This is a genomic window from Pseudaeromonas aegiceratis (assembly GCF_046254905.1).
In the GTDB taxonomy this organism is placed as follows: Bacteria; Pseudomonadota; Gammaproteobacteria; order Enterobacterales; family Aeromonadaceae; genus Pseudaeromonas; species Pseudaeromonas aegiceratis.
This window is the reverse complement of sequence record NZ_CP158016.1, coordinates 2163261-2190203: the sequence shown is the minus strand read 5'-3', so window position 1 is coordinate 2190203 and position 26943 is coordinate 2163261. Positions and strand designations below refer to the sequence as shown.

At 62.2% G+C, this 26943-nt stretch carries 24 protein-coding genes and 1 tRNA gene; 14 read left to right on the top strand and 11 right to left on the bottom strand.

Going from position 1 to position 26943, the window contains the following annotated elements; all coding sequences use genetic code 11:
• Window positions 1-40: 40 nt before the first annotated feature.
• Window positions 41-1945 carry a biosynthetic arginine decarboxylase gene (gene speA, locus ABHF91_RS10295; RefSeq protein WP_409420207.1) on the top strand — a complete coding sequence of 635 codons (1905 nt, stop codon included), beginning with the start codon at window positions 41-43 and terminating at the stop codon, window positions 1943-1945.
• A 32-nt stretch (window positions 1946-1977) separates the two neighbouring features.
• Here the strand turns inward: speA and ABHF91_RS10290 are convergent, their stop codons facing one another.
• Window positions 1978-2193: a DUF2496 domain-containing protein gene (locus ABHF91_RS10290; RefSeq protein ID WP_409420206.1), complete on the bottom strand. Its 216-nt coding sequence runs from the start codon at window positions 2191-2193 to the stop codon at window positions 1978-1980.
• Between the two features lie 282 nt (window positions 2194-2475).
• Here ABHF91_RS10290 and ABHF91_RS10285 point away from each other — a divergent pair, with 282 nt between their 5' ends.
• Window positions 2476-4773, top strand: a complete 2298-nt coding sequence (locus tag ABHF91_RS10285) for an acyl-CoA dehydrogenase (protein WP_409423106.1) — start codon at window positions 2476-2478, stop codon at window positions 4771-4773.
• A gap of 44 nt (window positions 4774-4817) precedes the next feature.
• Here the strand turns inward: ABHF91_RS10285 and pyk are convergent, their stop codons facing one another.
• Both pyk and ABHF91_RS10275 read right to left on the bottom strand, forming a co-directional pair.
• The gene (gene pyk, locus ABHF91_RS10280; RefSeq protein WP_409420205.1) at window positions 4818-6257 is read right to left on the bottom strand and encodes a pyruvate kinase; all 1440 of its coding nucleotides are present in this window, start codon (window positions 6255-6257) and stop codon (window positions 4818-4820) included.
• A 201-nt stretch (window positions 6258-6458) separates the two neighbouring features.
• Window positions 6459-7310, bottom strand: a complete 852-nt coding sequence (locus ABHF91_RS10275; RefSeq protein ID WP_409420204.1) for a MurR/RpiR family transcriptional regulator — start codon at window positions 7308-7310, stop codon at window positions 6459-6461.
• Between the two features lie 350 nt (window positions 7311-7660).
• On the opposite strand from ABHF91_RS10275, the gene glk reads away from it, so the two are divergent.
• Both glk and ABHF91_RS10265 read left to right on the top strand, forming a co-directional pair.
• Window positions 7661-8626 (top strand): glucokinase, encoded by a 966-nt coding sequence (gene glk / locus ABHF91_RS10270; protein WP_409420203.1) that lies wholly within the window; start codon window positions 7661-7663, stop codon window positions 8624-8626.
• Between the two features lie 130 nt (window positions 8627-8756).
• A complete protein-coding gene (locus ABHF91_RS10265; protein ID WP_409420202.1) occupies window positions 8757-9944 on the top strand; it encodes a methyltransferase in 1188 nt (395 codons plus the stop codon).
• Here the strand turns inward: ABHF91_RS10265 and smrB are convergent.
• Window positions 9941-10465, bottom strand: coding sequence for an endonuclease SmrB (smrB, locus tag ABHF91_RS10260; RefSeq protein WP_409420201.1), 525 nt, complete (start codon window positions 10463-10465; stop codon window positions 9941-9943). The two genes, ABHF91_RS10265 and smrB, sit on opposite strands and share 4 nt — an antisense overlap.
• Before the next feature lie 66 nt (window positions 10466-10531).
• On the opposite strand from smrB, the gene prmB reads away from it, so the two are divergent.
• Window positions 10532-11467: a 50S ribosomal protein L3 N(5)-glutamine methyltransferase gene (gene prmB / locus ABHF91_RS10255; protein ID WP_409420200.1), complete on the top strand. Its 936-nt coding sequence runs from the start codon at window positions 10532-10534 to the stop codon at window positions 11465-11467.
• A 7-nt stretch (window positions 11468-11474) separates the two neighbouring features.
• Complete coding sequence (gene aroC / locus ABHF91_RS10250) at window positions 11475-12563, top strand: chorismate synthase (RefSeq protein WP_409420199.1); 1089 nt, start codon at window positions 11475-11477, stop codon at window positions 12561-12563.
• A 51-nt stretch (window positions 12564-12614) separates the two neighbouring features.
• Here the strand turns inward: aroC and ABHF91_RS10245 are convergent, their stop codons facing one another.
• A complete protein-coding gene (locus ABHF91_RS10245; RefSeq protein WP_409420198.1) occupies window positions 12615-13337 on the bottom strand; it encodes a TerC family protein in 723 nt (240 codons plus the stop codon).
• Window positions 13338-13555: 218 nt separating this feature from the next.
• Here ABHF91_RS10245 and ABHF91_RS10240 point away from each other — a divergent pair, with 218 nt between their 5' ends.
• Window positions 13556-13846: a YfcL family protein gene (locus ABHF91_RS10240; protein WP_409420197.1), complete on the top strand. Its 291-nt coding sequence runs from the start codon at window positions 13556-13558 to the stop codon at window positions 13844-13846.
• 52 nt (window positions 13847-13898) lie between these two features.
• Here ABHF91_RS10240 and ABHF91_RS10235 read toward each other — a convergent pair whose 3' ends face one another.
• On the bottom strand, window positions 13899-14333 hold the full coding sequence (locus ABHF91_RS10235) for a PAS domain-containing protein (protein WP_409420196.1): 435 nt from the start codon (window positions 14331-14333) through the stop codon (window positions 13899-13901).
• 10 nt (window positions 14334-14343) lie between these two features.
• Window positions 14344-15333, bottom strand: a complete 990-nt coding sequence (locus ABHF91_RS10230; RefSeq protein ID WP_409420195.1) for a response regulator — start codon at window positions 15331-15333, stop codon at window positions 14344-14346.
• Window positions 15334-15480: 147 nt separating this feature from the next.
• On the opposite strand from ABHF91_RS10230, the gene nfsA reads away from it, so the two are divergent.
• On the top strand, window positions 15481-16203 hold the full coding sequence (gene nfsA, locus ABHF91_RS10225; protein ID WP_409420194.1) for an oxygen-insensitive NADPH nitroreductase: 723 nt from the start codon (window positions 15481-15483) through the stop codon (window positions 16201-16203).
• Between the two features lie 66 nt (window positions 16204-16269).
• Entirely contained in the window at window positions 16270-17403 is a 1134-nt protein-coding gene (locus ABHF91_RS10220; RefSeq protein ID WP_409420193.1) for a 3-phenylpropionate MFS transporter, read from the top strand.
• Between the two features lie 49 nt (window positions 17404-17452).
• Here ABHF91_RS10220 and ABHF91_RS10215 read toward each other — a convergent pair whose 3' ends face one another.
• Window positions 17453-18217, bottom strand: coding sequence for a DNA repair protein (locus ABHF91_RS10215; RefSeq protein ID WP_409420192.1), 765 nt, complete (start codon window positions 18215-18217; stop codon window positions 17453-17455).
• A 228-nt stretch (window positions 18218-18445) separates the two neighbouring features.
• On the opposite strand from ABHF91_RS10215, the gene cysB reads away from it, so the two are divergent.
• Entirely contained in the window at window positions 18446-19420 is a 975-nt protein-coding gene (gene cysB, locus ABHF91_RS10210; protein ID WP_409420191.1) for an HTH-type transcriptional regulator CysB, read from the top strand.
• Here cysB and ABHF91_RS10205 read toward each other — a convergent pair.
• The 3 genes from ABHF91_RS10205 to pabB all read right to left on the bottom strand — a co-directional run bounded on the left by ABHF91_RS10205 (window position 19417) and on the right by pabB (window position 22821).
• Window positions 19417-20781, bottom strand: a complete 1365-nt coding sequence (locus ABHF91_RS10205; protein ID WP_409420190.1) for an L-serine ammonia-lyase — start codon at window positions 20779-20781, stop codon at window positions 19417-19419. The two genes, cysB and ABHF91_RS10205, sit on opposite strands and share 4 nt — an antisense overlap.
• Window positions 20782-20893: 112 nt before the next feature.
• Window positions 20894-21457 carry a CoA pyrophosphatase gene (locus ABHF91_RS10200; protein WP_409420189.1) on the bottom strand — a complete coding sequence of 188 codons (564 nt, stop codon included), beginning with the start codon at window positions 21455-21457 and terminating at the stop codon, window positions 20894-20896.
• On the bottom strand, window positions 21454-22821 hold the full coding sequence (gene pabB, locus ABHF91_RS10195; RefSeq protein WP_409420188.1) for an aminodeoxychorismate synthase component I: 1368 nt from the start codon (window positions 22819-22821) through the stop codon (window positions 21454-21456). The genes ABHF91_RS10200 and pabB overlap by 4 nt, the downstream gene beginning before the upstream one ends.
• Before the next feature lie 126 nt (window positions 22822-22947).
• Between pabB and ABHF91_RS10190 the strand changes: the two genes are divergently transcribed.
• The 4 genes from ABHF91_RS10190 to tatC all read left to right on the top strand — a co-directional run bounded on the left by ABHF91_RS10190 (window position 22948) and on the right by tatC (window position 26850).
• Window positions 22948-24474 carry a fumarate hydratase gene (locus ABHF91_RS10190; protein WP_409420187.1) on the top strand — a complete coding sequence of 509 codons (1527 nt, stop codon included), beginning with the start codon at window positions 22948-22950 and terminating at the stop codon, window positions 24472-24474.
• 311 nt (window positions 24475-24785) lie between these two features.
• Window positions 24786-24873, top strand: a tRNA-Ser gene (locus ABHF91_RS10185).
• Window positions 24874-25488: 615 nt separating this feature from the next.
• A complete protein-coding gene (gene tatA / locus ABHF91_RS10180) occupies window positions 25489-25671 on the top strand; it encodes a Sec-independent protein translocase subunit TatA (protein ID WP_409420186.1) in 183 nt (60 codons plus the stop codon).
• 414 nt (window positions 25672-26085) lie between these two features.
• Window positions 26086-26850: a twin-arginine translocase subunit TatC gene (gene tatC, locus ABHF91_RS10175; RefSeq protein WP_409420185.1), complete on the top strand. Its 765-nt coding sequence runs from the start codon at window positions 26086-26088 to the stop codon at window positions 26848-26850.
• The last annotated feature ends 93 nt before the right edge of the window (window positions 26851-26943 follow it).

The window sequence follows — 26943 nt, the reverse complement described above, 5'->3', positions numbered from 1 at the left end:
ATGACAGCCGGATCCGCTGTCTTATTGTGAGGCATAGTCCATGACGAATTGGTCCGCTTCGGACGCCCTGAAGGTGTACAACCTGCCCTACTGGGGTGGGGGGTTTTTTCATTTGGATGAACAAGGACAGGTGGTGGTGGCGCCGGATAAGAGCCGCCCCGACTGTCGTATCGTGCTCAAGGACGTGATTGAGCAACTTCGCAGCCAGGGCTATGCGGCCCCCGTGCTGCTGCGTTTCCCCGACATCATCAAGAGCCGGGTCGATGCGCTGTTTGGTGCCTTCCAGCAGGCCATCGAAGGCTATGGCTACGAAGGCCAGTATCAGTGTGTCTATCCCATCAAGGTGAACCAGCAAAATCAGGTGCTGGAGTCCATCACTCGCGCCTACCAGGACAAGCCCCGCCTGGGTCTTGAAGCTGGCTCCAAACCCGAGCTGTTGGCCGTGTTGTCGCACCGTCACGCCCGTGGCTCCGTCATCGTCTGCAACGGCTACAAGGATCGGGAATACGTCCGCCATGCCCTGCTTGGCAACATGATGGGCCACAAGGTCTACATAGTGGTGGAGAAGACCTCCGAGCTGGAGCTGGTACTCTCTGAGGCCGCTCAGCTGGGGGTCGAACCCTGCATCGGGGTGCGGGCACGTCTGGCCTCTCAAGGCTCTGGCAAGTGGCAGGCCAGCGGTGGCGAGAAGTCGAAGTTTGGCCTCAGCGCCGCCCAGATCCTGCGCATGGTGGAGCGGCTGCGTCAGGAGGACAAGCTGGGTTGTCTGCAGCTGGTGCACTTCCACCTGGGCTCCCAGATCGCCAACATCCGGGACATTCAAGGCGGGATCCGCGAGTGTGGCCGCTTCTATGCCGAGCTGCGTCGCCTGGGGGCGGACATCCAGGTGGTGGATGTCGGCGGCGGTCTGGGGGTCGATTACGAAGGTTCCCGTTCCCAGAGCCACTGTTCCGCCAACTACAGCCTGCGCGAATATGCCAACAACGTGGTCTGGGGCATAGGTGACATCTGCCGTGAGTTCGAGCTGCCCCATCCCACCATCATCAGTGAGTCGGGCCGCGCCCTCACCGCTCACCATGCGGTGTTGGTCTCCAACATCATAGGTACCGAGTCGGTACAGCAGCGCGAGCTGGATCCCCCGGAAGAGACGGCGCCCCTGTTGCTGCAGAACATGTGGCGCAGCTGGGAAGAGCTCAACGATGAGGATCCGGGGCTGCTGGAAATTTTCCACGACTCCGTCTCAGACCTGGCGGATGTCCATGCCCAGTACACCATGGGCTTCATGAACCTGTCCGAACGGGCCTGGGCCGAAGAGTTGCACATCAACCTGTGCCTGCGGGTCAAAGCGCTGCTCAACCCGGTGAACCGTCAGCACAGGGCCATGCTGGATGAGCTCAATGAGAAGCTGGCGGACAAGTGCTTCGTCAACTTCTCCTTGTTCCAGTCCCTGCCGGATGCCTGGGGTATCGATCAGATCTTCCCCGTCATGCCGCTGACCGGGCTGGATCGGCCACCGGTACACCGTGGTGTGGTGCTGGATATCACCTGCGACTCGGATGGCATGATCGACCACTATGTGGACGGGGTCGGGGTGGAGACCACGCTGCCCATGCCGGAGTTTGGCCCGGACGAAACCTGCTATCTGGGCTTCTTCCTTGTGGGGGCCTATCAGGAGACCCTGGGGGATCTGCACAACCTGTTTGGCGATACCCACAGTGCCGATATCAGCCTGGATGCCGATGGCAAGCCGGTGATCAGCCATATCACCAAGGGGGATACGGTGGATAACCTGCTGCGCTATGTGAACATCAACCCGGATCGCATCCGCCAAAACTACCGGCGGCTGGCCGCCGATCTGTCGGTGGATGAGCAGATCCGCACCGATCTGCTGGCAGATCTGGAAGCGGGCCTGCAGGGTTATGCCTATCTGGAGGATGACGAGTAAGCGCTCGCATCGGCATACATTGAAGGGGCCTTTTAGGCCCCTTTTGTTTGTGATGGCGGCTTGTCCCCGGGTTTGGGGCATCCGTGCGTCTGGTCGCTGGTCTGCTCGGCCAGCAGCTTGCGCTCATAATCACGCTTGACCAGGGCCAGGGCGCTCAGCACCTGGGCAGCCGGGATCTGGTTTTCCTCCAGCCACTGGATGATATCCACGGCCAATTTGATCTCGATAGGCGCCGTTGCCAACGACATCGCTGTTCCTTCCATCTTCGACAGACAAAAAAAAGCCCAGATAACAGGGAAGCTAGCTGGGCAAAGACTTAATGCTTAATTGCAGTGGCACTTATATAGAGTGCGGCTTGTCGCAAAAAGTTCACCTCGGGCAGAAAAAAAGACAAAAAAGTCCCTGCGTCTGCATCCTGTGCCTTACTTATCACATCGCTACTGGTCTAACCACCGTTCCATGCGGTGGCCGGCCGACGTGCCTGTGCCGGTCGCCGTTCCCGGGAAGGGGAGGGAGGCAGCATGTTGTCCATTCTTCTGCTGTTGGTGATCCTGGGGATCCCGCTAGCCATCTGGTTGCACACGCCTTGGCGGCAGCACCTCATCAGCCGTCCGCTCATGGCCTATCTGGCCCACGCCATGCCCCCCCTGTCGGCCACCGAGCAGGAAGCCATCGAGGCCGGCTCAGTCTGGTGGGAGGGCGAGCTGTTCGCCGGGCGGCCAAACTGGCGGCACCTGCGTGAGCTGCCTCGGCCCAGCCTGAGTGCGGCGGAGCAGGCCTTCATGGCGCATCAGGTGGCCGAGCTGCTAGAGCGCCTGGCGGCCCTGCCTGGGAATCCGCAGCAGCAGGATCTGCCCGACTCGCTGTGGACCTTTCTTGCCCAGGAGGGTTTTTTTGCCCTCATCATCCCCAAGGCCTACGGTGGCCGTGAATTTTCCCACTATGCCAACTCACAGATAGTGGCGCGCATCGCGGCGGCCAATCTAAGCGCCGCAGTCACCGTCATGGTGCCCAACTCCCTGGGCCCGGCGGAGCTGTTGCTGCACTATGGGACTCAGGAGCAGCAGGACTATTGGCTGCCGCGGCTGGCCCGCGGGGAGGATATACCCTGCTTTGCCCTGACGGGGCCCGAGGCGGGCTCGGATGCGGGGGCCATCCCGGATCTGGGGGTGGTGACCCGCGGGATGTGGCAGGGACAGGAGGTGCTGGGGATCCGGCTGGACTGGAACAAGCGCTATATCACCCTAGCCCCACGGGCGACTGTCATCGGTCTCGCGTTCAAGTTGGTCGACCCGGATCACCTGCTGGGGTCGCAGACGGAGTATGGGATCAGCTGTGCCCTGATCCCGGCTAATTTGCCGGGGATCCAGATAGGGGCGCGGCATCTTCCCATGGGCCAGCGCTTCTTGAACGGTCCCATTCGCGGCGAGGGGGTCTTCATTCCGCTGGACAGCCTGATCGGCGGTGTGCCCTGGGCCGGCAAGGGCTGGCGCATGCTGGTGGAATGCCTGAGCGCGGGACGGGGTATCTCGCTGCCGGCGCTGGGCACAGCTTGCGGTCAGCTGGCCTGTCGCAGCAGTTCGGCCTATGCGTTCGTGCGCCGGCAGTTCGGTCAGTCCATCGGCCGCTTTGAAGGGGTGCAAGAGGCCCTGGCGCGCATCGCCGGCCTCAGCTATCAGATGGATGCCACCCGCCAGCTGACCACCACGGCCCTGGATCTGGGGGCCAGGCCTGGGGTGGCCACTGCCATCGCCAAGTACCACATCACCGAATTGGCCCGCCGCTGTCTGCTGGATGCCATGGATGTTCACGCCGGCCGGGCCATCATGTTGGGCCGAAGCAACTATTTGGCTTATCACTACATGGGCATTCCCATCGCCATCACGGTGGAGGGGGCCAACATCCTCACCCGCAGTCTGATGATCTATGGCCAGGGGGCGGTGCGCTGCCATCCCTTCCTGCGCCAGGAGATGGCCTGTCTCCATGCGCCGGATGGCCTGGCGGGCTTCGATCGCCTGCTGCGTCAGCACGCCAGACGCTTTGTTAGCCATCTGCTGCGGACCCTGGCTTCGGGCTTGACCCTGGGCCGGCTGGAGCGCGCGCCTGTGCCTGGCTATCAGGCCGGCTATTACCGTCAGCTGAGCCGTATGAGCCGGGCGCTGGCCTTGACCAGCGATCTGGTGATGCTGTTGCTGGGGGGGCGGCTCAAACGGCGGGAGCTGCTGACCGCCCGGTTGGGGGACTGGTTAAGCCAACTCTACCTGGCGTCGGCCACCCTCAAGCGCTTCGAGGACGATGGCGCCCAGACCCAAGATCGCCTGCTGTTGGATTATGCCCTGCAGCACAGTCTGCAGCAGATCGGGCTCGCCGTGGTGGGGGTCTGCGCCAATCTGCCCTGGCGCTGGTTGGGTTGGCTGCTCAAGCGCTGGATCTTTCCCTTCGGCAACGGATATGCCGGCCCCTCGGATCGGCTGATTGGCCAGTTGGCGGAGGCCATGCTGGTGGTGGATGGGCTGCGGCAGGGATTAATGACGCTGCATCAATGTCCGTTGACGGAGCAGGATCCGGTGGGGCGGGTGGAGCTGGCCTTCGTCCGGCTGCAGGCGGTAGCGCCCTTGCATGATCGCCTGCTACAGGCCCAGAAGCGGGGTGAACTGCCCAACAAGATCGGCATGACGGAGCTGGTTGCTGCGGCGCAAGAGACGGGGTTGCTGTCGGCTAGCGAGGCGGCCGCGTTGCAGGAGGCCGAGCGGCTGCGTTCCCTGGCCTTGCAGGTGGACAGCTTTGCCGCGGCTGAGCTGGCGGACGCTCAGTGGCCGGGAGGATAAAAAACGCCCACCTAGGGTGGGCGTCTTGATGCCGAGGTGGCGGATTACTCTACCGTGATCAGCTTGCAGGTGTTGGTGCTGCCGGTGGTTTCCAGCTTATCGCCGTGGGTGACGATCACCAGATCGCCCGCCTTCACATAGCCCTGCTCCTTGAGCACGTTCAAGGCGTCCAGGCAGAACTGCAGCACGGGCAGGTTCTCGTCGCCATCGAAGTACACCGGGGTCACGCCGCGGAACAGGGTGGCCCAGTTGAGGGTCTGCTGATGGCGGGACATGGCGAAGATGGGCAGGCCGGAACTCAGGCGAGACATCAGCAGCGGGGTGGTGCCGGACTCCGTCATGGTGACTATGCCCTTGATGCCGGCCATGTGGTTGGCGGCATACATGGCGCCCATGGCCACACACTCTTCGATGGAGTTGAAGGTGTAGTTCATCCGGTGGTTGGAGACGTTCACGCTGGGGTGCTTTTCGGCACCCAGGCAGACGCTGGCCATGGCGTTGACGGTTTCCACCGGGAAGTCGCCGGCGGCGGTTTCGGCGGAGAGCATCACCGCATCGGTACCGTCCAGCACGGCGTTGGCCACGTCCATCACTTCGGCCCGGGTGGGCAGAGGGGCCTTGATCATGGACTCCATCATCTGAGTGGCGGTGATCACCACGCGGTTCAGGCGACGGGCGGTGCGGATCAGCTTCTTCTGTACCCCCATCAGCTCGGAGTCACCGATTTCCACCCCCAGATCGCCACGGGCCACCATCACCACATCGGAGGCCAGGATCACGTCTTCCATGGCTTCGTCAGTGGCCACGGTTTCCGCCCGTTCCACCTTGGCGACGATCTTGGCGTTGCAGCCGGCTTCGCGTGCCAGCTCGCGAGCATAGTTGAGGTCGGCACCGGAGCGGGGGAAGGAGACGGCCAGGTAGTCCACGGCCATGGCGGCGGCCGTCTTGATGTCTTCCTTGTCCTTGTCGGTCAGGGCCGGGGCGGACAGGCCGCCACCCTTCTTGTTGATGCCCTTGTTGTTGGACAGGGGACCGGCGACGGTGACACAGGTGAAGATGCGGCTGCCTTCCACCCGTTCCACTTGCAGTTGCACGCGGCCATCGTCCAGCAGCAGCACATCACCGGGCACCACATCCTCCGGCAGTTGCTTGTAGTCGATGCCTACCTGCTGTTGATCCCCTTCGCCCTTACCCAGGGTGGCATCCAGGATGAATTTGTCACCCAGAGTCAGATAAATCTTGCCGTCCTTGAAGGTAGAGACGCGGATCTTGGGGCCTTGCAGATCCCCCAGGATGGCCACATGACGACCCAGCTTGGCTGCCAACTCCCGCACCAGGTTGGCGCGGGCGATATGATCTTCGGCGGAGCCGTGGGAGAAGTTCATTCGAACCATGTTGGCGCCGGCCTGGATGATATTCTCCAGAACCCCTTCACGGTCGGTAGCCGGACCCAATGTGGTCACGATCTTAGTGCGTCTTAACATCTTTCTCTCCAGAGTAAAGTTTGTATGAGCATGAAAATCAGCGACGGCATGCGCAACAGGTGCGGGTATTACCCTGGGTTACACCATTACTGCACAGTGTTAAAAACCGTAACGAATAGCCGGATTCTACACGAAGGGGGGGGCGTGCGATACCGTGAGGCGGGCAGAAAAAACGCCTCCCGAGGGAGGCGTTTTTTCGAATCATTGGTGAAAGCTTTCAAACCGGGAATCTTTGATGCCTTCTTTCACTTTTTTTAGATTTTCTCGGAACTTAAGACCTCGTCGCAGAGTAAATCCTGTGGCAAGCACATCGATCAGCGTCAGCTGGGCGATGCGGGAGGCCATGGGCAGGTAGACATCGGTATCTTCCGGTACATCCATGGACAGCACCAGGCTACATTCCCGCGCCAGGGGCGAGTCCTTGGCGGTGATACCGATGACGGTGGCGTCGTTGTGCCGCGCCAGGGCGGCGATTTCCACCAGGGCCTTGGTGCGGCCCGTGTGGGAGATCACCACCACCACATCCCCTTCGGTGCAGTTGATGCAGGCCATGCGCATCATGATGATGTCGTCGAAGCAGGCCACCGGGATGTTGAAGCGGAAGAACTTGTTCAGGGCGTCGTGGGCCACCGAGGAGGAGGCGCCCAGGCCGAAGAAGGAGATCTTCTTGGACTGGGTCAGCAGATCCACACAGCGGTTGAGGGTCTGGGTATCCAGGCTGTTCTTCGCCACATCCAGGCAGGCGATGGTGGACTCGAAGATCTTGGCGGTGTAGGCCTCGGGCGTATCGTCCTCTTCCACGTGCAGGTTCACGTAAGGTGTGCCATTGGCCAGGCTTTGGGCCAGATGCAGCTTGAAGTCCGGGAATCCCTTGGTATCCAGGCGGCGGCAGAAGCGGTTGACAGTGGGCTCGCTCACGTCCGCCATCTTGGCCAGGGCCGCGATGCTGGAGTGAATAGCCGTCTGGGGCGAGGCCATGATCACCTCGGCTACCTTGCGTTCGGATTTACTGAAACTGTCAAGATATTTGCTGATTTTTTCCAACGTATTCATGCGAAATGCTCAGATACAGGTTTGGGTTGCCCCCGAGGGAAGCGGCCTGCCAACAGTGGCTAACCTATTGAGTTAGCAGCCTATACCCAAAATGAGGCCAACAGCACAGGCCTGACGGTAAAGTGTGCGGCCTGTCTTAAAATTACTTACAACAGGCTAAATCTAGCAGATTATCGCCGGCTGCGGCAGGGTTTTGTAATAAAACTACTACAATCGCGGCATTTATTGATCTGGCTGTGATCACGGTTGTATTTCTGCGAGGCGACAGCGGGTAAAATCCGCTCCCACAATAACGAGAATATCCGGCATTTTGTTTTGGTCAGTAAGTTTTGGTCAGTAAGGAGTTGTTTATGGCGAGTTTTGCCCTGGTAGGGGACGTCGGCGGTACCAATGCCCGTCTGGCATTGTGTGACATGACCACTGGCGACATTTCACAAGCAAAGACCTATTCCGGTCTTGATCATCCCAGTCTGGAGGCGGTGGTCCGCCTGTATCTGGAAGAACATAACACCCAGGTGGACGATGCCTGCATCGCCATCGCCTGTCCCATCCAAGGGGATTGGGTGGCCATGACCAACCATACCTGGGAGTTCTCCATCGCGGAGATGAAGGCCAACCTGGGGCTGCAGCACCTGGAAATCATCAACGACTTCACCGCCGTGTCCATGGCCATCCCTGTGCTGGGGGACGAGGACAAGCTGCAGTTTGGTGGTAGCCATGCCCAGGCGGGCAAGCCCATCGCCGTCTATGGTGCTGGCACCGGCCTGGGGGTGGCGCACCTGGTGCATACCGGCAGCCAATGGCTGAGCCTGCCCGGCGAGGGCGGTCACGTGGACTTCGCCTCCAACTGTGAGGAAGAAGATGCGGTATTGCAGGTGATGCGCCAGGATCTGGGTCACGTCTCTGCCGAGCGTCTGCTCTCCGGGCCTGGCCTGGTGAATCTGTACCGTGCCCTGGTGAAGGCCGATGGCCGTGAGCCTGAGGATCTGCTGCCCAAGGATGTGACCGAGCGAGCCCTGGCCGACGAATGCACCGACTGCCGTCGGGCCCTGAGCCTGTTCTGCGTGCTGATGGGGCGCTTCGGCGGCAACCTGGCGCTGAATCTGGGCACCTTCGGGGGCGTCTACATCGCCGGTGGCATAGTGCCGCGCTTCCTCGACTTCTTTAAGTCCTCCGGCTTCCGGGTGGCCTTCGAAGACAAGGGGCGCTTCCAGGCCTATCTCAAGGATATCCCCGTCTACCTCATCACCCATGCCAACCCGGGTCTGCTGGGAGCCGGTGCCTACCTGCGCCAGTCCCTGGGCATCCGTCTGTAAGGCGTTTATCGCGGACCTTAAGGCCAGTCCCCAGGACTGGCCTTATTTATTTTTGCCGCCGCCGGGTTGCCCTCTGGCGCCGGCCCGCGTCAGCCCCTAGACTCGGCTTCCTCACTTTCGGGAGTCGGCCGTGCTGTCGCGTTTTCTTGCCCTCGATCGCCTGTTGTTGCCAACCCAGCCACTGTGGCGGGTGCAGCCTTTTCACCATCTCGACCTGCCCTGGCAACACACTCATCCGGCGCTGTGTGAGGCCCTCTCTGCCTTGGATCTGCCGGCTCTGCAGGGGCTGGAGCAGGATGCGCTGGGAAGACAGGCGCTGCTGTGGCCCCTGGTGCCCCAGGCCGCCGAGTTGGCCACGCTGTGCCGGCTGCCTCACCTGCCTTGTTCGGCACCGATGGCGGCGCCGGCCCATGTCCCCGGCCGCAAGTGGGCGCAGATCTGGGCCTTCGCCCAGCAGTTGGATGCGGCTGACCGGCAGGGGCATATATTGGAATGGTGTGCAGGCAAGGGTCATCTGGGACGGCTGCTGGCCCGCCAGGGGCAGCCCGTGGTGAGCCTGGAGTGGGACGCTGACCTGTGCCAGGCGGCCCGTCAGCTGTCGGCGGGGTTACCGCAGCAGATAGTGCAGCAGGATGTGTTGGCGTCCGGCAGCGGGCCATGGCTGGCCGGGGCGCGGCAGGCGGTGGCGCTGCATGCCTGCGGCGATCTGCACCGTCACCTGTTGCAGCAAGGTGTCGCCCAGGGGGTGGCCAGCCTGAGCCTGGCACCCTGCTGCTATCACAAGCATGCCCATGAGCAGTACCAGCCCTTAAGTCGGGCGGCGCAGGCCAGCGCCCTGGGTCTGACCCGGCGGCAGCTGCAATTGCCCCTGCAGGAAACGGTGACGGGGGGCGCCCGGGTGCGGCGGCTGCGCTGGCAGGAGCTCAGCTGGCGGCTCACCTTCGATGCTCTGCAGCGCGACCTGCGCGGCGAGGAGACCTATCTGCCCTTGCCCTCCTTTGCCAAGGAGCGGCTGGCCGGCGAGTTGCTGGCCTTTATCCGCTGGGCGGCCGACACCAAGGGGCTGACCTTGCCCGCCCAGCTGGATGTGACCCCTTATCTGCAACAGGCCCAGGCCAGGCTGGCCCAAGTGCTGCGCATGGAGCTGGTGCTGGGGCTGTTCCGACGCCCCCTGGAGCTGTGGCTGCTCTGTGATTACGCCCTCTACCTGCAGGAGCAGGGCTATGGGGTGAGCCTGGCGGAGTTCTGCGAACGTCCGCTGACGCCCCGCAATATCCTGCTGCAGGCGCACAAGCTCGCGTCTGCCGAGGGCGGCTAAGGGGCTAGCTCGATCAGCACCAGCAGGGCGGAGTCGCCACCCCACTCCTTGGGCGCCTGGTGAAAGGCCATGACATCCGGGTGCTGGGCCAGCCACATGGGCACCCGCTGCTTGAGGATATGCTTGCCGTGACCGTGCATGACGCAGGCACAGCGGATGTGCTGCCTGCGGCAGGCCTCCAGCAGGGCGGCCAGCTCCAGCTTGGCCTGCTGCTGAGTGAGGCCGTGGAGATCCAGCAGCATGTCCGGCACATAGTCGCCTCGCCGCAGCCGCTTGGCCTCGAAGCTGGAAACATCCGTGCGCACATAGCGCATGGGGCCCTCGTCGCTGAGGTAGGGCTCGAAACTGTCGGAGAAGGGATGGGAGAGCCCCAGATCTTCACGCACCTGGCGGGCCAACGCTTTCTGCTTGACCGAGCGATAGGTGGGACTTATGGTATCCTGCTTTATTCGGCGGGTACCCTGGGCGGCCTCGCGAAACAGCGCCTTGTCCTGTTCATCGAGTTCGTCTTTTTTCTTCATTAATCAGGTATCTGGCTGTTATTGGCTCGGCATATGCCGGCAAGTTTACTCGACCCGGAGGCGGTTTTGGACAAGTTATTCATCGACGAGGCAGTCAGCGAGCTGAGCACCGTCAACGACATGATGCGCTGGGCGGTGAGCTGCTTCAACGAGGCCGACCTGTTTTATGGTCACGGCACCGACAATGGCTGGGACGAAGCGGTCCAGCTGATGTTGCCCTCCTTGCACCTGCCGCCCTTTATCTCCGATGACATCAAGGCGGCCCGCCTGACCCGTAGCGAGCGGCAGTTGCTGGCCGAGCTGGTGGCGCGCCGGGTGGAGGAGCGGTTGCCGGCGCCGTATCTCACCAACAAGGCCTGGTTTGCCGGCCTGGAATTTTACGTGGACGAGCGGGTCATAGTGCCGCGCTCACCCATCGCCGAGCTCATCGCCCAGCGCTTCGCACCCTGGCTGCAGGGGGAACCGCGCCGCATCATGGACCTGTGCACCGGCTCTGGCTGCATCGCCATCGCCCTGGCCTATGCTTTCCCCGAGGCGGAGGTGGACGCCCTGGACATCTCGGTGGATGCCTTGAACGTGGCGGAGATCAACATCCAGCACCACGGTCTGGAAGAGCGGGTCATCCCCATTTTGTCGGACCTCTGGCAGGCCTTGCCGGAAGGGGATCAGTACGATCTTATCGTCTCCAACCCGCCTTACGTGGATGAGGAAGACATGGCGGATCTGCCGGACGAGTTCCACCACGAGCCGGAGCTGGCACTGGCCTCCGGCTTCGACGGTCTGGACTTGACCCGTCAGATCCTGGCCAAGGCGGCGGATTTTCTCACCGACGAGGGGCTGCTGGTGGTGGAAGTGGGCAACAGCCAGGTGCACCTGAGCGCCCAATATCCCCAGGTGCCCTTCACCTGGGTCGAATTTGAACAGGGTGGCCACGGCGTCTTCGTGCTGACCAAGGCACAGCTGCTGGCCCACCGGGATCTTTTTGTAACCGAACCTTCTTGAGGAATTTATGGCAGGGAACAGCTTCGGACACCTCTTTCGTATCACCACCTTTGGTGAGAGTCATGGTCTGGCCCTGGGCGCCGTGGTGGATGGCTGCCCGCCTGGACTGGCACTGAGCGAGGAGGATCTGCAGGGGGATCTGGATCGGCGCAAGCCGGGCACCTCCCGTTTCACCACCCAGCGCCGGGAAGAGGACAAGGTGAAGATCCTCTCCGGGGTGTTCGAGGGCCAGACCACAGGCACCTCCATCGGTCTGCTCATCGAAAACACCGATCAGCGCTCCAAGGATTACGGTGACATCAAGGACCTGTTCCGCCCCGGACACGCCGATTACACCTATCACCAGAAGTACGGCATCCGCGACTATCGGGGGGGCGGCCGCTCCTCCGCCCGGGAGACCGCCATGCGGGTGGCGGCCGGCGCCATTGCCAAGAAGTATCTCAAGCAGGTGCATGGCATCGAGATCTACGGCTATCTGGAGCAGCTGGGCCCCATCAAGGGTGAGCAGGTGGACAAGGCCATCATCAACCAGAACGACTTCTTCTTCGCCGATGCCAGCAAGCTGGCGGCGCTGGATGCCTTCATGCGGGATCTGAAGAAAGAGGGCGACTCCATCGGTGCCAAGGTCAAGGTGGTGGCGGAGCACGTGCCGGTAGGGCTGGGGGAACCCGTGTTCGATCGGCTGGATGCGGACATCGCCCATGCCCTGATGGGCATCAATGCCGTCAAGGCGGTGGAGATCGGCGATGGCTTCGCCGTGGTGGAGCAACGGGGTTCCCAGCACAGGGACGAGATGACCCCCGACGGCTTCCTTAGCAACCATGCCGGCGGCATCCTGGGGGGTATCTCCACCGGCCAGACCATCAGTGCCAGCCTGGCGCTCAAGCCCACCTCCAGCATCATGGTGCCGGGGCGCACCATCGACAAGGAGGGTCATGCCCAGGAGATGGTGACCCGAGGCCGTCATGACCCCTGCGTGGGGATCCGCGCCGTGCCCATCGCCGAGGCCATGCTGGCCCTGGTGTTGATGGACCACCTGCTGCGTCACCGGGCGCAGAACCTGGGAGTACAGACCCAGACGCCGCAGCTGCGCTAATGGGTGATCCGACAAGAAGGCCGTGCATTGCACGGCCTTCTTTTTATCGGGCTAGCTCACTTTGGCCTTGCGCAGGCGAAGATTGAGCATCTCCACCCCCAAGGAGAAGGCCATGGCAAAGTAGATGTAGCCCTTGGGAATATGCAGGTCGAGCCCTTCGGCCATCAGGGCCACGCCGATGAGGATCAGGAAGGCCAGGGCCAGCATCTTGATGGTGGGATGGTGCTCGACAAAATCACCAATCGGTCGGGCGGCAAACATCATGATCCCCACGGCGATGACGATGGCCAGTACCATCACGGGCACATGGTCGGCCATCCCAACGGCTGTGATCACCGAGTCCAGGCTAAAGACGATATCCAAGAGGGCAATCTGTACCAGGGTGACCAAAAAGCCACTGTGTGGCTTCACGGATTGGGCGGCCTCATCATGAGGCTCCTCCAGGCTGTGGTGGATCTCGTGAGTGCTCTTGGCCAGCAGGAAGAGCCCTCCCAACAATAAGATAAGATCCCGCCCGGAGATGGCCTCACCGGCCAGAGTAAATAGGGGGCTGGTCAGCCGCATCACCCAGGCCAGGGAGAGCAGCAAGGCGATCCGGGTGAGCATGGCGCCAGCCAACCCTAGCAGTCGCGCCCGCTGGCGCTGCGCGGCGGGCAGACGGCCCACCAGTATGCTGATGAAGATGATGTTGTCGATGCCCAGTACTATCTCCAGCAGGGTCAGGGTGGCCAGGGCCATCCAGGCCGAGGGATCTTGTATCCAGTCCAATAGCATGAGAGCGAGTATCCAGTCAGAGGGGTGATGGCTGGCTATCTTAGCCCCTTGTTTGGCGTCGGAAAGGGGGCGCAAAAATTAATCTGTATGAGACGAAGAACACTAGCCAAAGGCGGTCGCTTAAGGCAGGATCTGCGCTCCCCTATCCGGGGCCGGTTGCCGACAAGGCGTAGCAAAGACCTCGCGGGGCTTATCCAGCCCCCTGCCATCTGGTGTCTATGAAAACCATATTTGAATTTGAACGCGTGCTGCTGGACCTGATTGATGCCATGGTCAGCACGGGCTCGGCCGATGAGCTGTTTGCCAGCGGGTACCTCCGCGGCCACATCTCGTTGGCGGTGGCCCACTGTGAAATCGACGGGCGCAATCACCTCAGGGATGTGAAACACAGGGTGCTGGCTGGGTTGCAGGATGCCTGCATCAGCGGCGAGCTCTCGGATACGGATCAGAAGCTGGTGACGCAGATGTGGCAGCGCCTGTTGCAACAGGCGGAGTCGCAGCTGGCCTGATGAGGCCATTGCCAGACTGACCCTAAGAGGGCCGCAATCGCGGCCCTTTGTCTTATCTGGGCTCGGCCGCCTGCAGCTGCCCCAGGGCCAGATCCGTCACGTCGTAGATCAGCAGGGCCAGATGGCTGATCTGGCCGGTAAAGTCGGGCAGGGGCATGATGGTGACGTTCTGGTACATCTGATCCGCCTGACCCGTGATGGGGCGGCCGTTGGCGAAGCGAAACAGGTAGGGGCGCTGTTCCCAGCTGATGAAGGCGCGATTGTTGAGGGTGCGCACCATGGCCAGCTTGCGGCCGAGCCAGGCGCTGTCGAGATCGGGAAAGGCATCAAACAGCACCTGATCCTTCACCTCATGACTCAGGCGGCCACTGTGGCTCTCCATGAAGCCATTCCACACCTGCACCCTGTCCTCCTGATCCAGCACCACCAGTCCCACGTCCAGGGTCTGGATGATGCTCATCAGCCAATGAAATTCCCGAATGTCCATGGGGGCCTCCTCAGAGCAGGTGCTCGATCTTGTGGTTCATGAAGCGGATGGACTCCTCGGTAAACAGCAGCAGCAGATCGCACTGTACCTGGTGGTCACGGATCCGGTAGTTGATCTCGATGGCCAGGGTCCGCCGCCAGCGGGTGCGGTTGGTGCGGATGAGATCGTCGATGGCGCTGTGCTGGCCCAGCACCACCGGCTGCCCCTGGTGGAAGGGGGTGTCCAGCTGGGTGCCAAAGCCCCGCAGGAAGGCACCGATCAGCACGTTGGCCATGTCCATCAGCAGCTCCAGTTCCACCGCCTTGTCGATGGGGCCCTGGTGGCGCATCAGCTTGGCCAGATCGGCGAAGCTGGAGTCGTGAAACAGCACCAGGGCCTCGCCGGCGATGCCGGCGCCGATAAAGCCCTGACAGACCGCCGAGAGGGTGTCTTCCCCGGCGGCGGCACTCAGGGCCATGTGCAGCTCGCTCACCTCCAGCACGTTGACGTTGGGGATGGGCAGGATGACGAACTGCCCCAGCAGCCGGGCCAGCAGATCGGCCGCCTGGCCCATGGCCACGTTGGCCAGCTCCTGGTAGACGTCCCGCAGCTCTATGGTCAGCCCGAAGGGGGAGGCCTGATCCGGGATACCGCCGCCGCTTTGATAGACCCCCAGCTCCAGCAGCAGGCTCTGCAGCTTATCCGCGGAACAGGGTTTCTGGATGAAGGCCAGGGCGCCCAGGGACATGACCTCCTGGTAGGCGGCGGGCTGGATATCGCCGGAGACGACGATGACCCGGCTGCGGATCTCCTGTTCCTTGAGGGCCGCCAGCACCGCATAGCCGTCCATGATGGGCATGGTGAGATCCAAAAACACCAGATCCCCATGCCCGCTCAGGATCTGCTCCAGCCCCTCCTGGCCGTTGCCGGCCTGATGCAGCTTGATGGGCCAGTCGGTCGGCAGGGCCCGGGCCATCTGCTTGCGGGCGAAGGCAGAGTCATCACAAATCAGTACATTCACCGGCCTTTCTCCTCCTGTGGGCGATGCTCCCCAGTATAGGAAAGCGACCATGGCAGTGGCGGGATCGCCATTGTAAAACATGGATCCCCCATCCATTATTGGAACTGCATTCTAGGCCAGTCCGGCCCTTAAAACTGGAGAGCAGCTATGAAAACCGTGGTGGAGCTGATGTGCGCCCATAGATCCATTCGCCAATTTGCCCAGCAGCCCATCAGCCCAGGGCAGTTGGAACAGATCTTGTTGGCGGCCCAGTCCGCCTCCAGCTCCAGCTTCCTGCAGGCAGTCAGTGTCATTCGGGTCAAGGATATGGTCAAGCGCCAGCAACTGGTCAGCCTGTGTGGCGAGCAGCCTTACGTGGCCAGCGCGGCGGAGTTTCTGGTGTTCTGTATCGACTTCCACCGTCATCGCAGCCTGGTGCCGGGGGCCAAGACCGGCTACATAGAGCAGCTGCTGATCGGCGCCATCGATGCCGGTCTGATGGGGCAGAATGCCCTGCTGGCCGCCGAGTCGATGGGGCTGGGGGGGGTGTTTATCGGCGCCATCCGCAACGATCCCGAAGGGGTCAGCCAGTTGCTGGATCTGCCGGAGCTGGTGGCGCCCCTGTTTGGCCTCTGCTTGGGGTATCCGGCCCAGAGCCCGGATCTGAAGCCCCGCTTGCCACTGCAGCTGGTGCTGCATGAGGAACACTATCAGGCCCCGGATCCCAGCCAGTTTGCCGCCTATGATGCCCTGCTGGCCCACTACTATCGCGGCCGGGGAGAGACGGGGCAGGTGCGCGGCTGGACCGATCAGCTGGAGAAGATCCTCGGCAAGGAGGCCCGACCCTTCATGTTCGACTACCTCAAGGGGCGCGGCTTTGCCCTGAAATAAGGGCTGCGCTGACAGCGCCAAGGGCTTCTGTTACCCTTGGCGGCCTTCCCTTCGACGGCGGTTTTTATGCGTCCCTTTGCCTGGCTCTCGCTGTTCTTCTTCGCCCTCTATTTCGTCTATGGCGCCTACGTGCCCTTCTGGTCCCTCTGGCTGGCCTCGGTGGGCATCAGCCCGGAGCAGATAGGCCTGCTCATCGGCCTGGGGCTGGCCGTGCGTTTTCCCGGCAACCTGGCCATCATGGGACAGGTGCGCCATGCCCGACAATTGCTGCCCCTGGGCCGGATCCTGGCCATTCTGAGCCTGGTGAGTTTTGCCCTGTTCCATCTCAGCCACAGCTTCTGGAGTCTGTTGCTGCTGATGCTGCTGGCCAACTTCATCTACCCGACCCTGCTGCCCATGAGCGATGCCCTGGCGTCACGCATGATAGTTCAGGTCAACCTGGATTACGGTAAGGTGCGGCTGTGGGGCTCGGCGGCCTTCATCGTCGGCTCCAGCCTGGTGGGTAAGATCATCGGCTGGGGGGGCGTTCAGTGGGTGCTGCACGTCATGCTGCTGGGGCTGGTATTCCTGTGTCTGCTCAGCTGGCTGCCCTTGTCGCCCATGCCGGAGGAGAGCCCGGGCCAGCCACGCCGGGGCAGCCTGCTTGGCCTGCTCAAACAGGCGGCCTTTCGCCGCTTCCTGCTCATCATGTGCCTGCTGCAAGGCAGTCATGCCGCCTACTATGGCTTTAGCGCCATCTACTGGAAGGCTAATGGTTACAGTGCCGGCACCATAGGGTATCTGTGGGGGTTGGGGGTGTTGGCGGAGATCGGCATGTTCGCCCTGGACAAGCGGCTGCTGCGCCGCCTGACGCCGCGACAGATGATGTTGATCGGCGCCGGGGGCGGCCTGGTGCGTTGGATAACCCTGGGCCTTACCACCAGCCTGCCGCTGCTGGCCGGGGCCCAGTTGCTCCACAGCCTCACCTTCTGTGTCAGCCACCTGGCGGCCATCCGCTACCTGACCCAGCAGCTGCCCCGGGAGCAGCTCATCGCCGGCCAGACCCTGTATGCGGCCTTGTCCCAGGGCATGTTCACCGCGGTACTGACCGCCCTGGTGGGCTGGTGCTATCCCAGCCTGGGCAGCCTGGTGTTTGTGCTGATGGCTGCCCTGCTGCTGCCGGTGTTTGCCCTGCGACTGAAACCCATGGTCACCGCCTAAACAACAACGCCTCCGAGGGGAGGCGTTGTGCAATGGGCTGTCAGCCGGTTTACCACTTCTTCTTGGGCTGGAACAGGACGTCCAGATCGTCCTTCTTCTCTTTCATCTCGTCGCGTTCTTTCTGGCTGGCCTCTTCGATCTGCTGGTTCATGTCCCGCAGGGCATTGCGCATCTCGTCTTCCCGGGCGATGAGCCAGGGGTCTTTGTCATGAATGGCGGCCAGGGCGCTGATGCCCTTGGTGAGCAGCTGCTTGGCGGTACCGAACTGGCGCTGCATGCGGCTCTCAAACGCCCGCTGGGTCAGGTTGGCGATGTTGATCTTCAGCAGCATCAGCTCCAGGCGACGGTCTTCAGTGACGAAGGCCTGGGGGTCTATCTTGCCCTTGTTGTGCTCCACCCGCACCACGGCGCGGATCTTTTTGACCAGTTGTAGCATCTGCAGGGCCTGCTGATCCGAGTCCGGTGCCCGGAAGCTGCTCTCGTCGCTGTTTTGGTAGTGCTCCTGCACGTACTTGATCTGGGCCTGCACGTCCTGCAGCCGCTGGCGCACGCTGTCCATGCCGGGGGCGGCCTGCAAGATGGATTTCAGGGCATCGTGGATGCGGGTCTGCATCAGGAGCACCAGGGTCTTGCTGAAGGGCAGCCGGTTGGCGTTGAGCAAGATCTCCTCGGCCTCCTCGATGATCATCTTCTGCTTGGCCATCAGGGCGCGACGGTCCGCTTCGAGTTTCTGCTTGTACTGCTGGACTATGTTGTAGCCGATGATCAGAAACAGCAGCGCGCCTATGGATAAGAGTACCAGTGTTAAAACCATAATCGCCTCAATAGCTTCCCTGAATGAAAACGAACTGCGTCGATACTACCTTATCCCTGTCAAGGGCGGTAGCTGGGCCGGTGGGCCGGGTGGCATCTTGGCTTAACTTTAGGGGGAAGTGTGTTCTGGGTCACTGGCCATCGCCATCAAACGAGGCTTGCATGTTAGCTGAGGCGCGTTTCTCATTATTTGTTAGTATTAGGCCATGCGTCCTTATTCTGGAAAATCATGAAACTTCAACAGCTACGCTACATTGTCGAGGTGGCTAATCACAGTCTCAACGTTTCCGCTACCGCCGAGAGTCTCTATACCTCCCAGCCCGGCATCAGCAAGCAGGTGCGCATGCTGGAGGATGAGCTGGGGGTGCAGATCTTCGAGCGCAGCGGCAAGCACCTGACCCAGGTGACCCCGGCCGGGCGGGACATCTTGAAGATTGCCCAGGAGATCCTGGCCAAGGTGGAGAGCATCAAGTCGGTGGCCGGGCAATACACCAACCCGGATCAGGGCAACCTCAACATCGCCACCACCCACACCCAGGCACGCTATGCCTTGCCGCGGGTGATCCAGGACTTCATGAAGCGCTACCCCAAGGTCTCCTTGCACATGCACCAGGGCTCGCCGTCCCAGATCAGCGATGCGGTGGCCAAGGGCACCTCGGACTTCGCCATCGCCACCGAGGCGCTGCACCTGTACGAGGATCTGGTGATGCTGCCCTGCTACCACTGGAACCGCTGCGTCATAGTGCCCAAGGGGCATCCCCTGGCCAAGGTGGAGCGGCTGACGGTGGCGCACCTGGCACGCTACCCCCTGGTGACCTACACCTTTGGCTTCACCGGCCGCTCCGAGCTGGACACCGCCTTCAACCGGGAGGGGTTCGAGCCCCATATCGTCTTCACCGCCACCGATGCGGACGTGATCAAGACTTACGTCAAGCTGGGGCTGGGGGTGGGGGTCATCGCCACCATGGCGGTGGAGCCGGACAAGGACACGGATCTGGTGCTGCTGGATGCCAGTCACCTGTTCGCCCACAGCACCACCAAGATCTGCTTTCGCCGCGGCATCTTTCTGCGCAGCTACATGTATGACTTCATGGAGCGCTTCGCGCCCCACCTGACCCGGGATCTGGTGGACAAGGCCCTGGCCATGAAGAGCAATTACGAAGTGGATCAGCTGTTCGAGAACATCCAGCTGCCCATCCGCTAGTCGCAGTCCGCCAGCTTGGCCGCCAGGCCGCCCTGGGAGGTCTCCCGGTACTTGGCATCCATGTCCTTGCCGGTGTCATACATGGTGGCGATCACCTTGTCCAGGCTCACCCGGGCGGCGCTGGTCCGGCGTACCGCCATGCGGCTGGCGTTGATGGCCTTCACCGCCGCGATGGCATTGCGCTCGATGCAGGGTACCTGCACCTGGCCACCGACCGGGTCGCAGGTCAGCCCCAGGTTGTGCTCCATGGCGATCTCCGCCGCCTGGCAGACCTGCTCGGGGTTGCCGCCCATGATCTCGGTGAGCCCTGCCGCCGCCATGGAGCAGGCCACCCCCACTTCCCCCTGACAGCCCACCTCCGCCCCCGACAGGGAGGCGTTCATCTTGTACAGCAGACCGATGGCCGCCGCGGTGAGCAGGAAGCGGCAGGCCAGCTCCGGCTCCATGGGGTGGACGAACTTGTCGTAATAGGCCAGCACCGCCGGGATGATGCCGGCGGCACCGTTGGTGGGGGCGGTGACCATGCGGCCACCGGCGGCATTTTCCTCACTCACCGCCAAGGCAAAGCAGTTCACCCAGTCCACCACCGCCATGGGATCCCGGGTCAGGGCCGTGTCGCTGCGCAGGTGGCGATAGAGGGGGGCGGCGCGACGCACCACCTTCAAGGGGCCGGGCAGCAGGCCTTCGGTGTGGCAGCCCCGGCGGATGCAGGATTCCATCACCTGCCACAGCTGCTCACAGCCGGCCTGGGTGTCTGCGTCGGGCCGGAAACTGGTCTCGTTCTGCCGCATCAGGTGGGCGATGCTCACCCCCAGAGCCTGGCAGTGATCCAGCAGGGCCTGGGCGCTGTCGAAGGGGTAGGGCACGGCCCGGCCCTGGGCCGGCGGCTGGTCAAATTCTTGTTCGGTGACGATGAAGCCGCCGCCCACCGAGTAGTAGATCTGCTCCATGAGCAGCTGCTCGCCGGCAAAGGCCTGCAGGCACAGGCCATTTTCGTGGCGGGGCAGGGGCTGTGCATGAAACTGCAGATCGCTGGGGGCAAAGGGGATCTTGTGGGCCCCCAGGGCCAGGGGCAGGGCGCCCTCCTCCTTCACCCGGGCCAGAAAGGCCGGCAGGCTGTCCGTATCCACCGTCTCCGGCAGGTAACCGGCCAGCCCCATCAGGATGGCCTGATCCGTGTGGTGCCCCCGGCCGGTGAGGGCTAGGGAGCCGTGCAGGTGGGCCTGGATGCGGGTGATCCGGCCCAGCTGTCCCTGCTGCTGCAGCTGGTCGATAAACGCCTGGGCGGCCTTCATGGGCCCCACGGTATGGGAGGAGGAGGGGCCGATACCGATCTTGAAGATATCAAACAGGCTGAGCATAAGACCTCGAGAGGGACGAAAGATGGCGTGCCAGGATCCGGCATCCGTAATTATTCTGCAAGTTGGAGTTTTTATCGAGTTATGGGCCAGCTTTATTTAAAAGCCTAGCCATTCATTCTGAGGAAAGCCGGGCCAGCTCTTGCAAGATCCGGGCGGTGGCGCCCCAGATGAGATAGCCCTGCAGGCTGATGCCCCAGGCACTGGTGAGCTTGCCGTGGCGCACGAAGCGCCAGCGGCCGTAGCGGGCGGGATCCAGCAGGTCTTTGAGGGGCAGGGTGAAGGCCTCGGCCACCTCGCCGCTGGCGGCCTGCCAGCGGGCGCCGGGGGCCAGCAGTCCCAGGTAGGGGGTAATATGAAACCCGGTCACCGTATGGTAGCCCGGCAGGCGGCCCAGCAGGCGCACCGCCTCGGGGGGGATGCCCAGCTCCTCGTGGGTTTCCCGCAGCGCCGTGGTGCGCAGATCACCATCGGTCGGGTCGAAGCGGCCCCCGGGAAAACTGATCTGCCCCGGATGGTGGCGCAAGCTCAGGCTGCGGCGGGTCAGCAACAGCTGCAGCTGACCCTCCCGCGCCAGCAGGGGCAGCAGCACGGCGGCGGCCTGGTCTTCCGGCCTGGGGATCACCCCCAGATGGGTCTGGGGACGCAGCAGGTAGCGGGCCAGCCAGTGGTCTGTCATGGCGCCAGCACCGGCAGTATCTTGCCCAGCTTATGAAACAGCTCGGCGTATTCGGCCTCGACTTCCGAATCCGCCACTATGCCGCCGCCGGCCCAGACATGCAGTTGGCCGGCTTCGGCCAACAGGGTGCGGATGCATATGCTGGAGTCCAGGCGGCCATCCTGGCTGTGATAGCCGATGCTGCCGCAGTAGAGGTTGCGCCGCTGGGGCTCCAGCTCCTCGATGATTTCCATGGCGCGGATCTTGGGGGCGCCTGTGATGGAGCCGCCGGGGAAGCAGGCCCGCAGCAGATCCAGGCCGCTCAAGCCCGTCATCAGGGTGCCGGTGACGGTGGAAACTAGGTGATGCACCGCCGGGAAGGATTCGATGGCAAACAGGCTGGGCACCGCCACCGAGCCGGGCACGCAGACACGGCCTATGTCGTTGCGCAGCAGATCCACGATCATCAGGTTCTCGGCCCTATCCTTGGGGCTGTGGCGCAACGCCTCGGCGGCCTGGGCATCCAACACAGGATCGGCATGCCGGGGCAGGGTGCCCTTGATGGGCTTGGTCTGTACGTTGTCGCCTTCCAGGCGCAGGAAGCGCTCGGGGGAGAGGCTGAGCACGGCCGCATCGCTCAGGCGGATGAAGGCACTGAAGGGCGCACGGTTCACCCGACTCAATGCCTGATAGGCCTGCCACTCATCGCCCGCATAGGGGGCATCGAAGCGTTGGGTCAGGTTGATCTGGTAGCAATCGCCGGCCTGCAGGTAGGCCTGCACCCGGGCGAAGCGCTCGGCATATTCACTTTGGCTCAGGTTGGCCTGCCAGGGGCCGGTGAGACTAAAGGCGGCTTGTGGCTGCGCCTGCTGGGCCTGCCACCAGGCCAGGCGGCGCCACAGATCCGCCTGAGAGCCGCGCACCAGCAGATGGGCCAGCCCTGCGTGTGGGTCCAGCACCCAGGCCCAGTCATAGATGCCCACCGCCAGCTGGGGCAGCTGCAGATCGGCCGCAGCGAGTGCAGGCAGGCGTTCAAACCGCCGGCCCAGATCGTAACCAAAGAGTCCCATGGCGCCGCCACTAAAGGGCCAGCCGGTCGGTGCGTCATCCAGCTCACCCAACAGCTGCGCCTGCCACTTGGCCACCAGTGCCAGGGGATCTTCGGTCGACGTCGTGATCTCACCCCGCCGGTCAATGTGGGTGATCTCCCCCTGGGTGGTCAGGGTGGCCAGCGGGTCGGCGCAGATCAGGTGATAGCGGCTGTCGACATGCTCGGTGCCGCCGGACTCCAGCAGCATGGCCCAGGGCTGATGGGACAGGGGGCCGAAGAAGGCAAACAGGTCGCCGTTGAAGGGCAGACTCAGCGATTGCAGTGGGTAACTCATTTGTAACCTGGACAACAGAATTGGCCTCGGGATTGGTGAGGCAGGCGGGTAGAGCGTATCATAACACCGCTAAATTCATGAACTTTGTCGCCCGAGCACTGGCCGGACGGCCACGGGAGAAATGTTATGGCAGTGATAAAACAACAGGATTTCATCGATTCCATCGCCGACGCCCTGCAATTCATCTCCTATTATCACCCGCTGGATTTCGTCCAGGCCCTGACCCAGGCCTATGAGCGCGAGGAGAGCCCCGCCGCCAAGGACGCCATGGCCCAGATCCTGATCAACTCCCGCATGTCTGCCGAGGGCCACAGGCCCCTGTGCCAGGATACCGGCATCGTCACCTGCTTTGTGAAGATCGGCATGCAGGTGCAGTGGCAGGCGGAGATGACGGTGCAGGAGATGGTGGACGAGGGCACCCGGCGTGCCTACCTGAACCCGGATAACCCGTTGCGCCTCTCCATCCTGGCCGACCCGGCCGGCAGTCGCAAGAACACCCGGGACAACACTCCGGCGGTGGTGCACGTGGAGATGGTCAAGGGGGATCAGGTGGCGGTGCATATCGCCGCCAAGGGCGGTGGCTCGGAGAACAAGTCCAAGCTCGCCATGCTGGATCCATCCGATTCGGTGGTGGATTGGGTGCTCAAGACGGTGCCCACCATGGGAGCGGGTTGGTGCCCCCCCGGCATGCTGGGGATCGGCATCGGCGGCACCGCCGAAAAGGCGGCCCTGATGGCGAAAGAAGCCCTGATGGAGAGCATCGACATTCAGGATCTCAAGGCCCGCGGCCCCGCTAATGGCGAAGAGGCCCTGCGCCTGGAGCTGTTCGACAAGATCAACCGCTTGGGGATCGGCGCCCAGGGCCTGGGGGGCCTTACCACTGTGCTGGATGTGAAGATCAAATCCGCCCCGACCCACGCGGTGGCCAAGCCCATCGCCATGATCCCCAACTGTGCCGCCACCCGGCACATCCATTTCACCCTGGATGGCTCGGGGTCGGCCCAGCTCACGCCGCCGCCCCTGTCCGCCTGGCCGGAGATCGCCTGGGAGGGCGCCAAGCAGGCGCGCCGGGTGCAGCTCGATGGCATCAGCAAGGAGGAGATCGCCACCTGGCAGGTGGGGGAGACCCTGCTGCTCTCCGGCAAGATACTCACAGGGCGCGATGCGGCCCACAAGCGCATCAGCGATCTGCTGGCCAGCGGCGAGCCCTTGCCGGATGGCGTGGACTTCAACGGTCGCTTCATCTACTACGTGGGCCCGGTGGATCCGGTGCGCGACGAAGTGGTGGGCCCCGCGGGTCCCACCACCTCCACCCGGATGGACAAGTTCAGCGAGATGATGCTGGGGCAGTGCGGCCTGTTCGGCATGATTGGCAAATCTGAGCGTGGCCCCCAGGCGGTGGAGGCCATCCATGCCCACGGCGCCGCCTATCTGATGGCGGTAGGGGGAGCTGCCTATCTCGTCTCTAAGGCCATCAAGCAGGCCCGCAAGGTCGCCTTCGAGGAGCTGGGGATGGAGGCCATCTACGAGTTTGAGGTGGTGGACATGCCGGTGACGGTGGCGGTGGACGCCCGGGGCAACAACATCCATGAACTGGGCCCGGCCCACTGGCGCGCCAAGTTGCAGCCGGTGGCCATTCACGAGGTGGAGTGACCGTCACCCGCCGGCGGCGTACCAGGCCGGCGGTCCTGCTGCAAATCTAGGCAAACGCATGGTTTTTTAAGATTTTTTGTTGTGTTTGCCCTAGGCCTTGTCTATCATGCGCCCCGTCGTCAGCGAGCCTGATGGGCAAGGTGAGATCCCACGCCTTAAACAAGGGATCAAAAAACGGTGAGGTGTCCGAGTGGCTGCCCAATCCAGCAAAGCTGGCATTGAGGAGAGCACGCAAGGCGTGCGACGCAGCCACAAACACACTGAACTGGAACAAGGTGAGATCTCACGCCTTAAACAAGAGATCAAAAAACGGTGAGGTGTCCGAGTGGCTGAAGGAGCACGCCTGGAAAGTGTGTATACGGCAACGTATCGAGGGTTCGAATCCCTCCCTCACCGCCATTTTTAAAGAGAGCTGCAGCAATGCGGCTTTTTTTGTATCTGAAATTCCTGCAAGTGTTCGCGAGAGGGGGATATTCCTCGTGAGATCGAGCCGAGCGCAGCAAGGCAAGGTCGCGGCGCAACGGCCCCGAAGGGAGGCGCGTTAACGCATAATCTCTCCCTTATCGCCGGATAAATTACGAATCAACCATATGAGTATCATATGGTTTTTTCTTTTCTGTAGCCGAAAAATCGGTCGGTGGTGCATGTTGCTGTCACACTATGTCGTCTTATCTGCTCAAACACCGCCTCCGGAACGATTACACCCGCATCCCCTTCCCCATGCCTTGCGTGCTCTGGGCTGCCCTACCGAGGTGTGAGTATCGCGGCGCACCAAGGAATACGCGGCAGCGGGGATGCGCAACCGCTTGGCTGCTCAAAGGGTCAAGCTGCTGCTGGCCAAACTGGCAAGCAAACCCGCGATTCAATCTGAAGAGTTGAATGTTTCCGGCAGTCACGATTGCGCTGGCGCAGGGGTGATCGCTCATCGGTGTTGTGAGTTCCACATTGCATGTGATAGGTTGCAAGTGTCTGCATTGCCGCAGCAACTTTTCCATCTACTGTGAGGAGACATCCATGGGCACTATGTCGATTTGGCACTGGATCATCGTATTGCTGGTTGTGGCGCTGGTGTTTGGTACCGGTCGCGTCAAAGAGCTGGGCAAGGACCTGGGGTCGGCTATCCGTGGTTTTAAGGAGGGGATCAAGGAGCCTGATGGCGAGGCGTTACCGGTGGTGAAGTCGGATCGCCCAGAGTAAGGCGGGTCGGCTATGCCTGATTTTGGTCTGGGAGAGCTGGTGGTGATGGCCACCGTGGCCTTGCTGGTGCTGGGGCCGCGTCAGATGGTCAACTCCATGCAAACCGTCGGTCGGTGGCTTGGGCAAGCACGGACCGCCTTTCGGCAAATCAGCCAACAGTTGGAGGGGGAGCTGATGACAGGGCACCAGCTTGTGCGGGAGCCCTCCGTGCAATCAGCGCCAGCCTCGCCAGAGGCGGTGCGTCAGGCTTCCCACGTCGGGCCCATGTGGACGGTTCCGTTGCCCCCATCGCCCCAAGATCAGCTGGCGGTCTTGCGTGCTGAGTTAGCGCAACTGAAGCGCCGGGTGGCGGCTCGTCCCAGCGCAGGTCGGCGTGGTATTCGGCGGCCAAAAAGACAGGGCTAGAGCATGAATATGAGTGAAACACGGATGCCGGAAGGGGATGCGCGGTTAGGCTTGCTGGAACATCTGCTGGAGCTGCGTCGCCGAGTGATCCGGGCAGTGCTAGCGCTGGTGGCGGTCACGGTCTGCTTGTTGCCCTTCATGGAGCCAATCTTTGAATTCTTCTCCCGCCCCTTGCTGGCGATATTGCCGGGTGACGGCAAGATGCTGGCCATCGGGGTGATATCGCCGGTGATGGTGCCCTTGAAGTTGACGCTGTTCGTGGCGCTGATCCTGGCCTTGCCGTTTATTTTCTACCAGATCTGGTCCTTTGTTGCTCCGGGTCTCTATCGGCGGGAGAAGCGATTATTGCTGCCGGCCATCACGTTTAGTTTCTTGCTGTTTTTGCTGGGCGTGGCGTACTGCTATTTCATCGTCTTTGGTCTGATCTTCTCGTTTATTGCCGGTTATGCCCCTGAGTCGGTGCAGTTTGCGCCGGACATTGATGCCTATATCGGTTTCATACTGCGTATGTTCTTGGCCTTTGGTCTGACCTTCGAGGTGCCGGCGGTTGTGCTGTTTGTCCATCTGACAGGTTTGGTCTCCTTGGACCGATTGGTTAGCCTGCGACGCTATGTCATCGCGCTGGCTTTTGTGCTGGCCGCGATCGTCACGCCACCGGATGTGGTGTCGCAGTTCATGCTGGCGTTACCCATCATTGTGCTTTATGAGCTGGGGCTGGGGTTGGCTCGGCTGCTGATGCCACGGCGGGTGTTGGCAGAGCCGGAGCCACGGTAAATCTGAGGCTGGATGGAGCAGGAGGGCTAGAGCCCTCCTTTTTTGAACCCGGACAGACAGATGTGGTGATGGCAACACGAATATGTTGCAGTA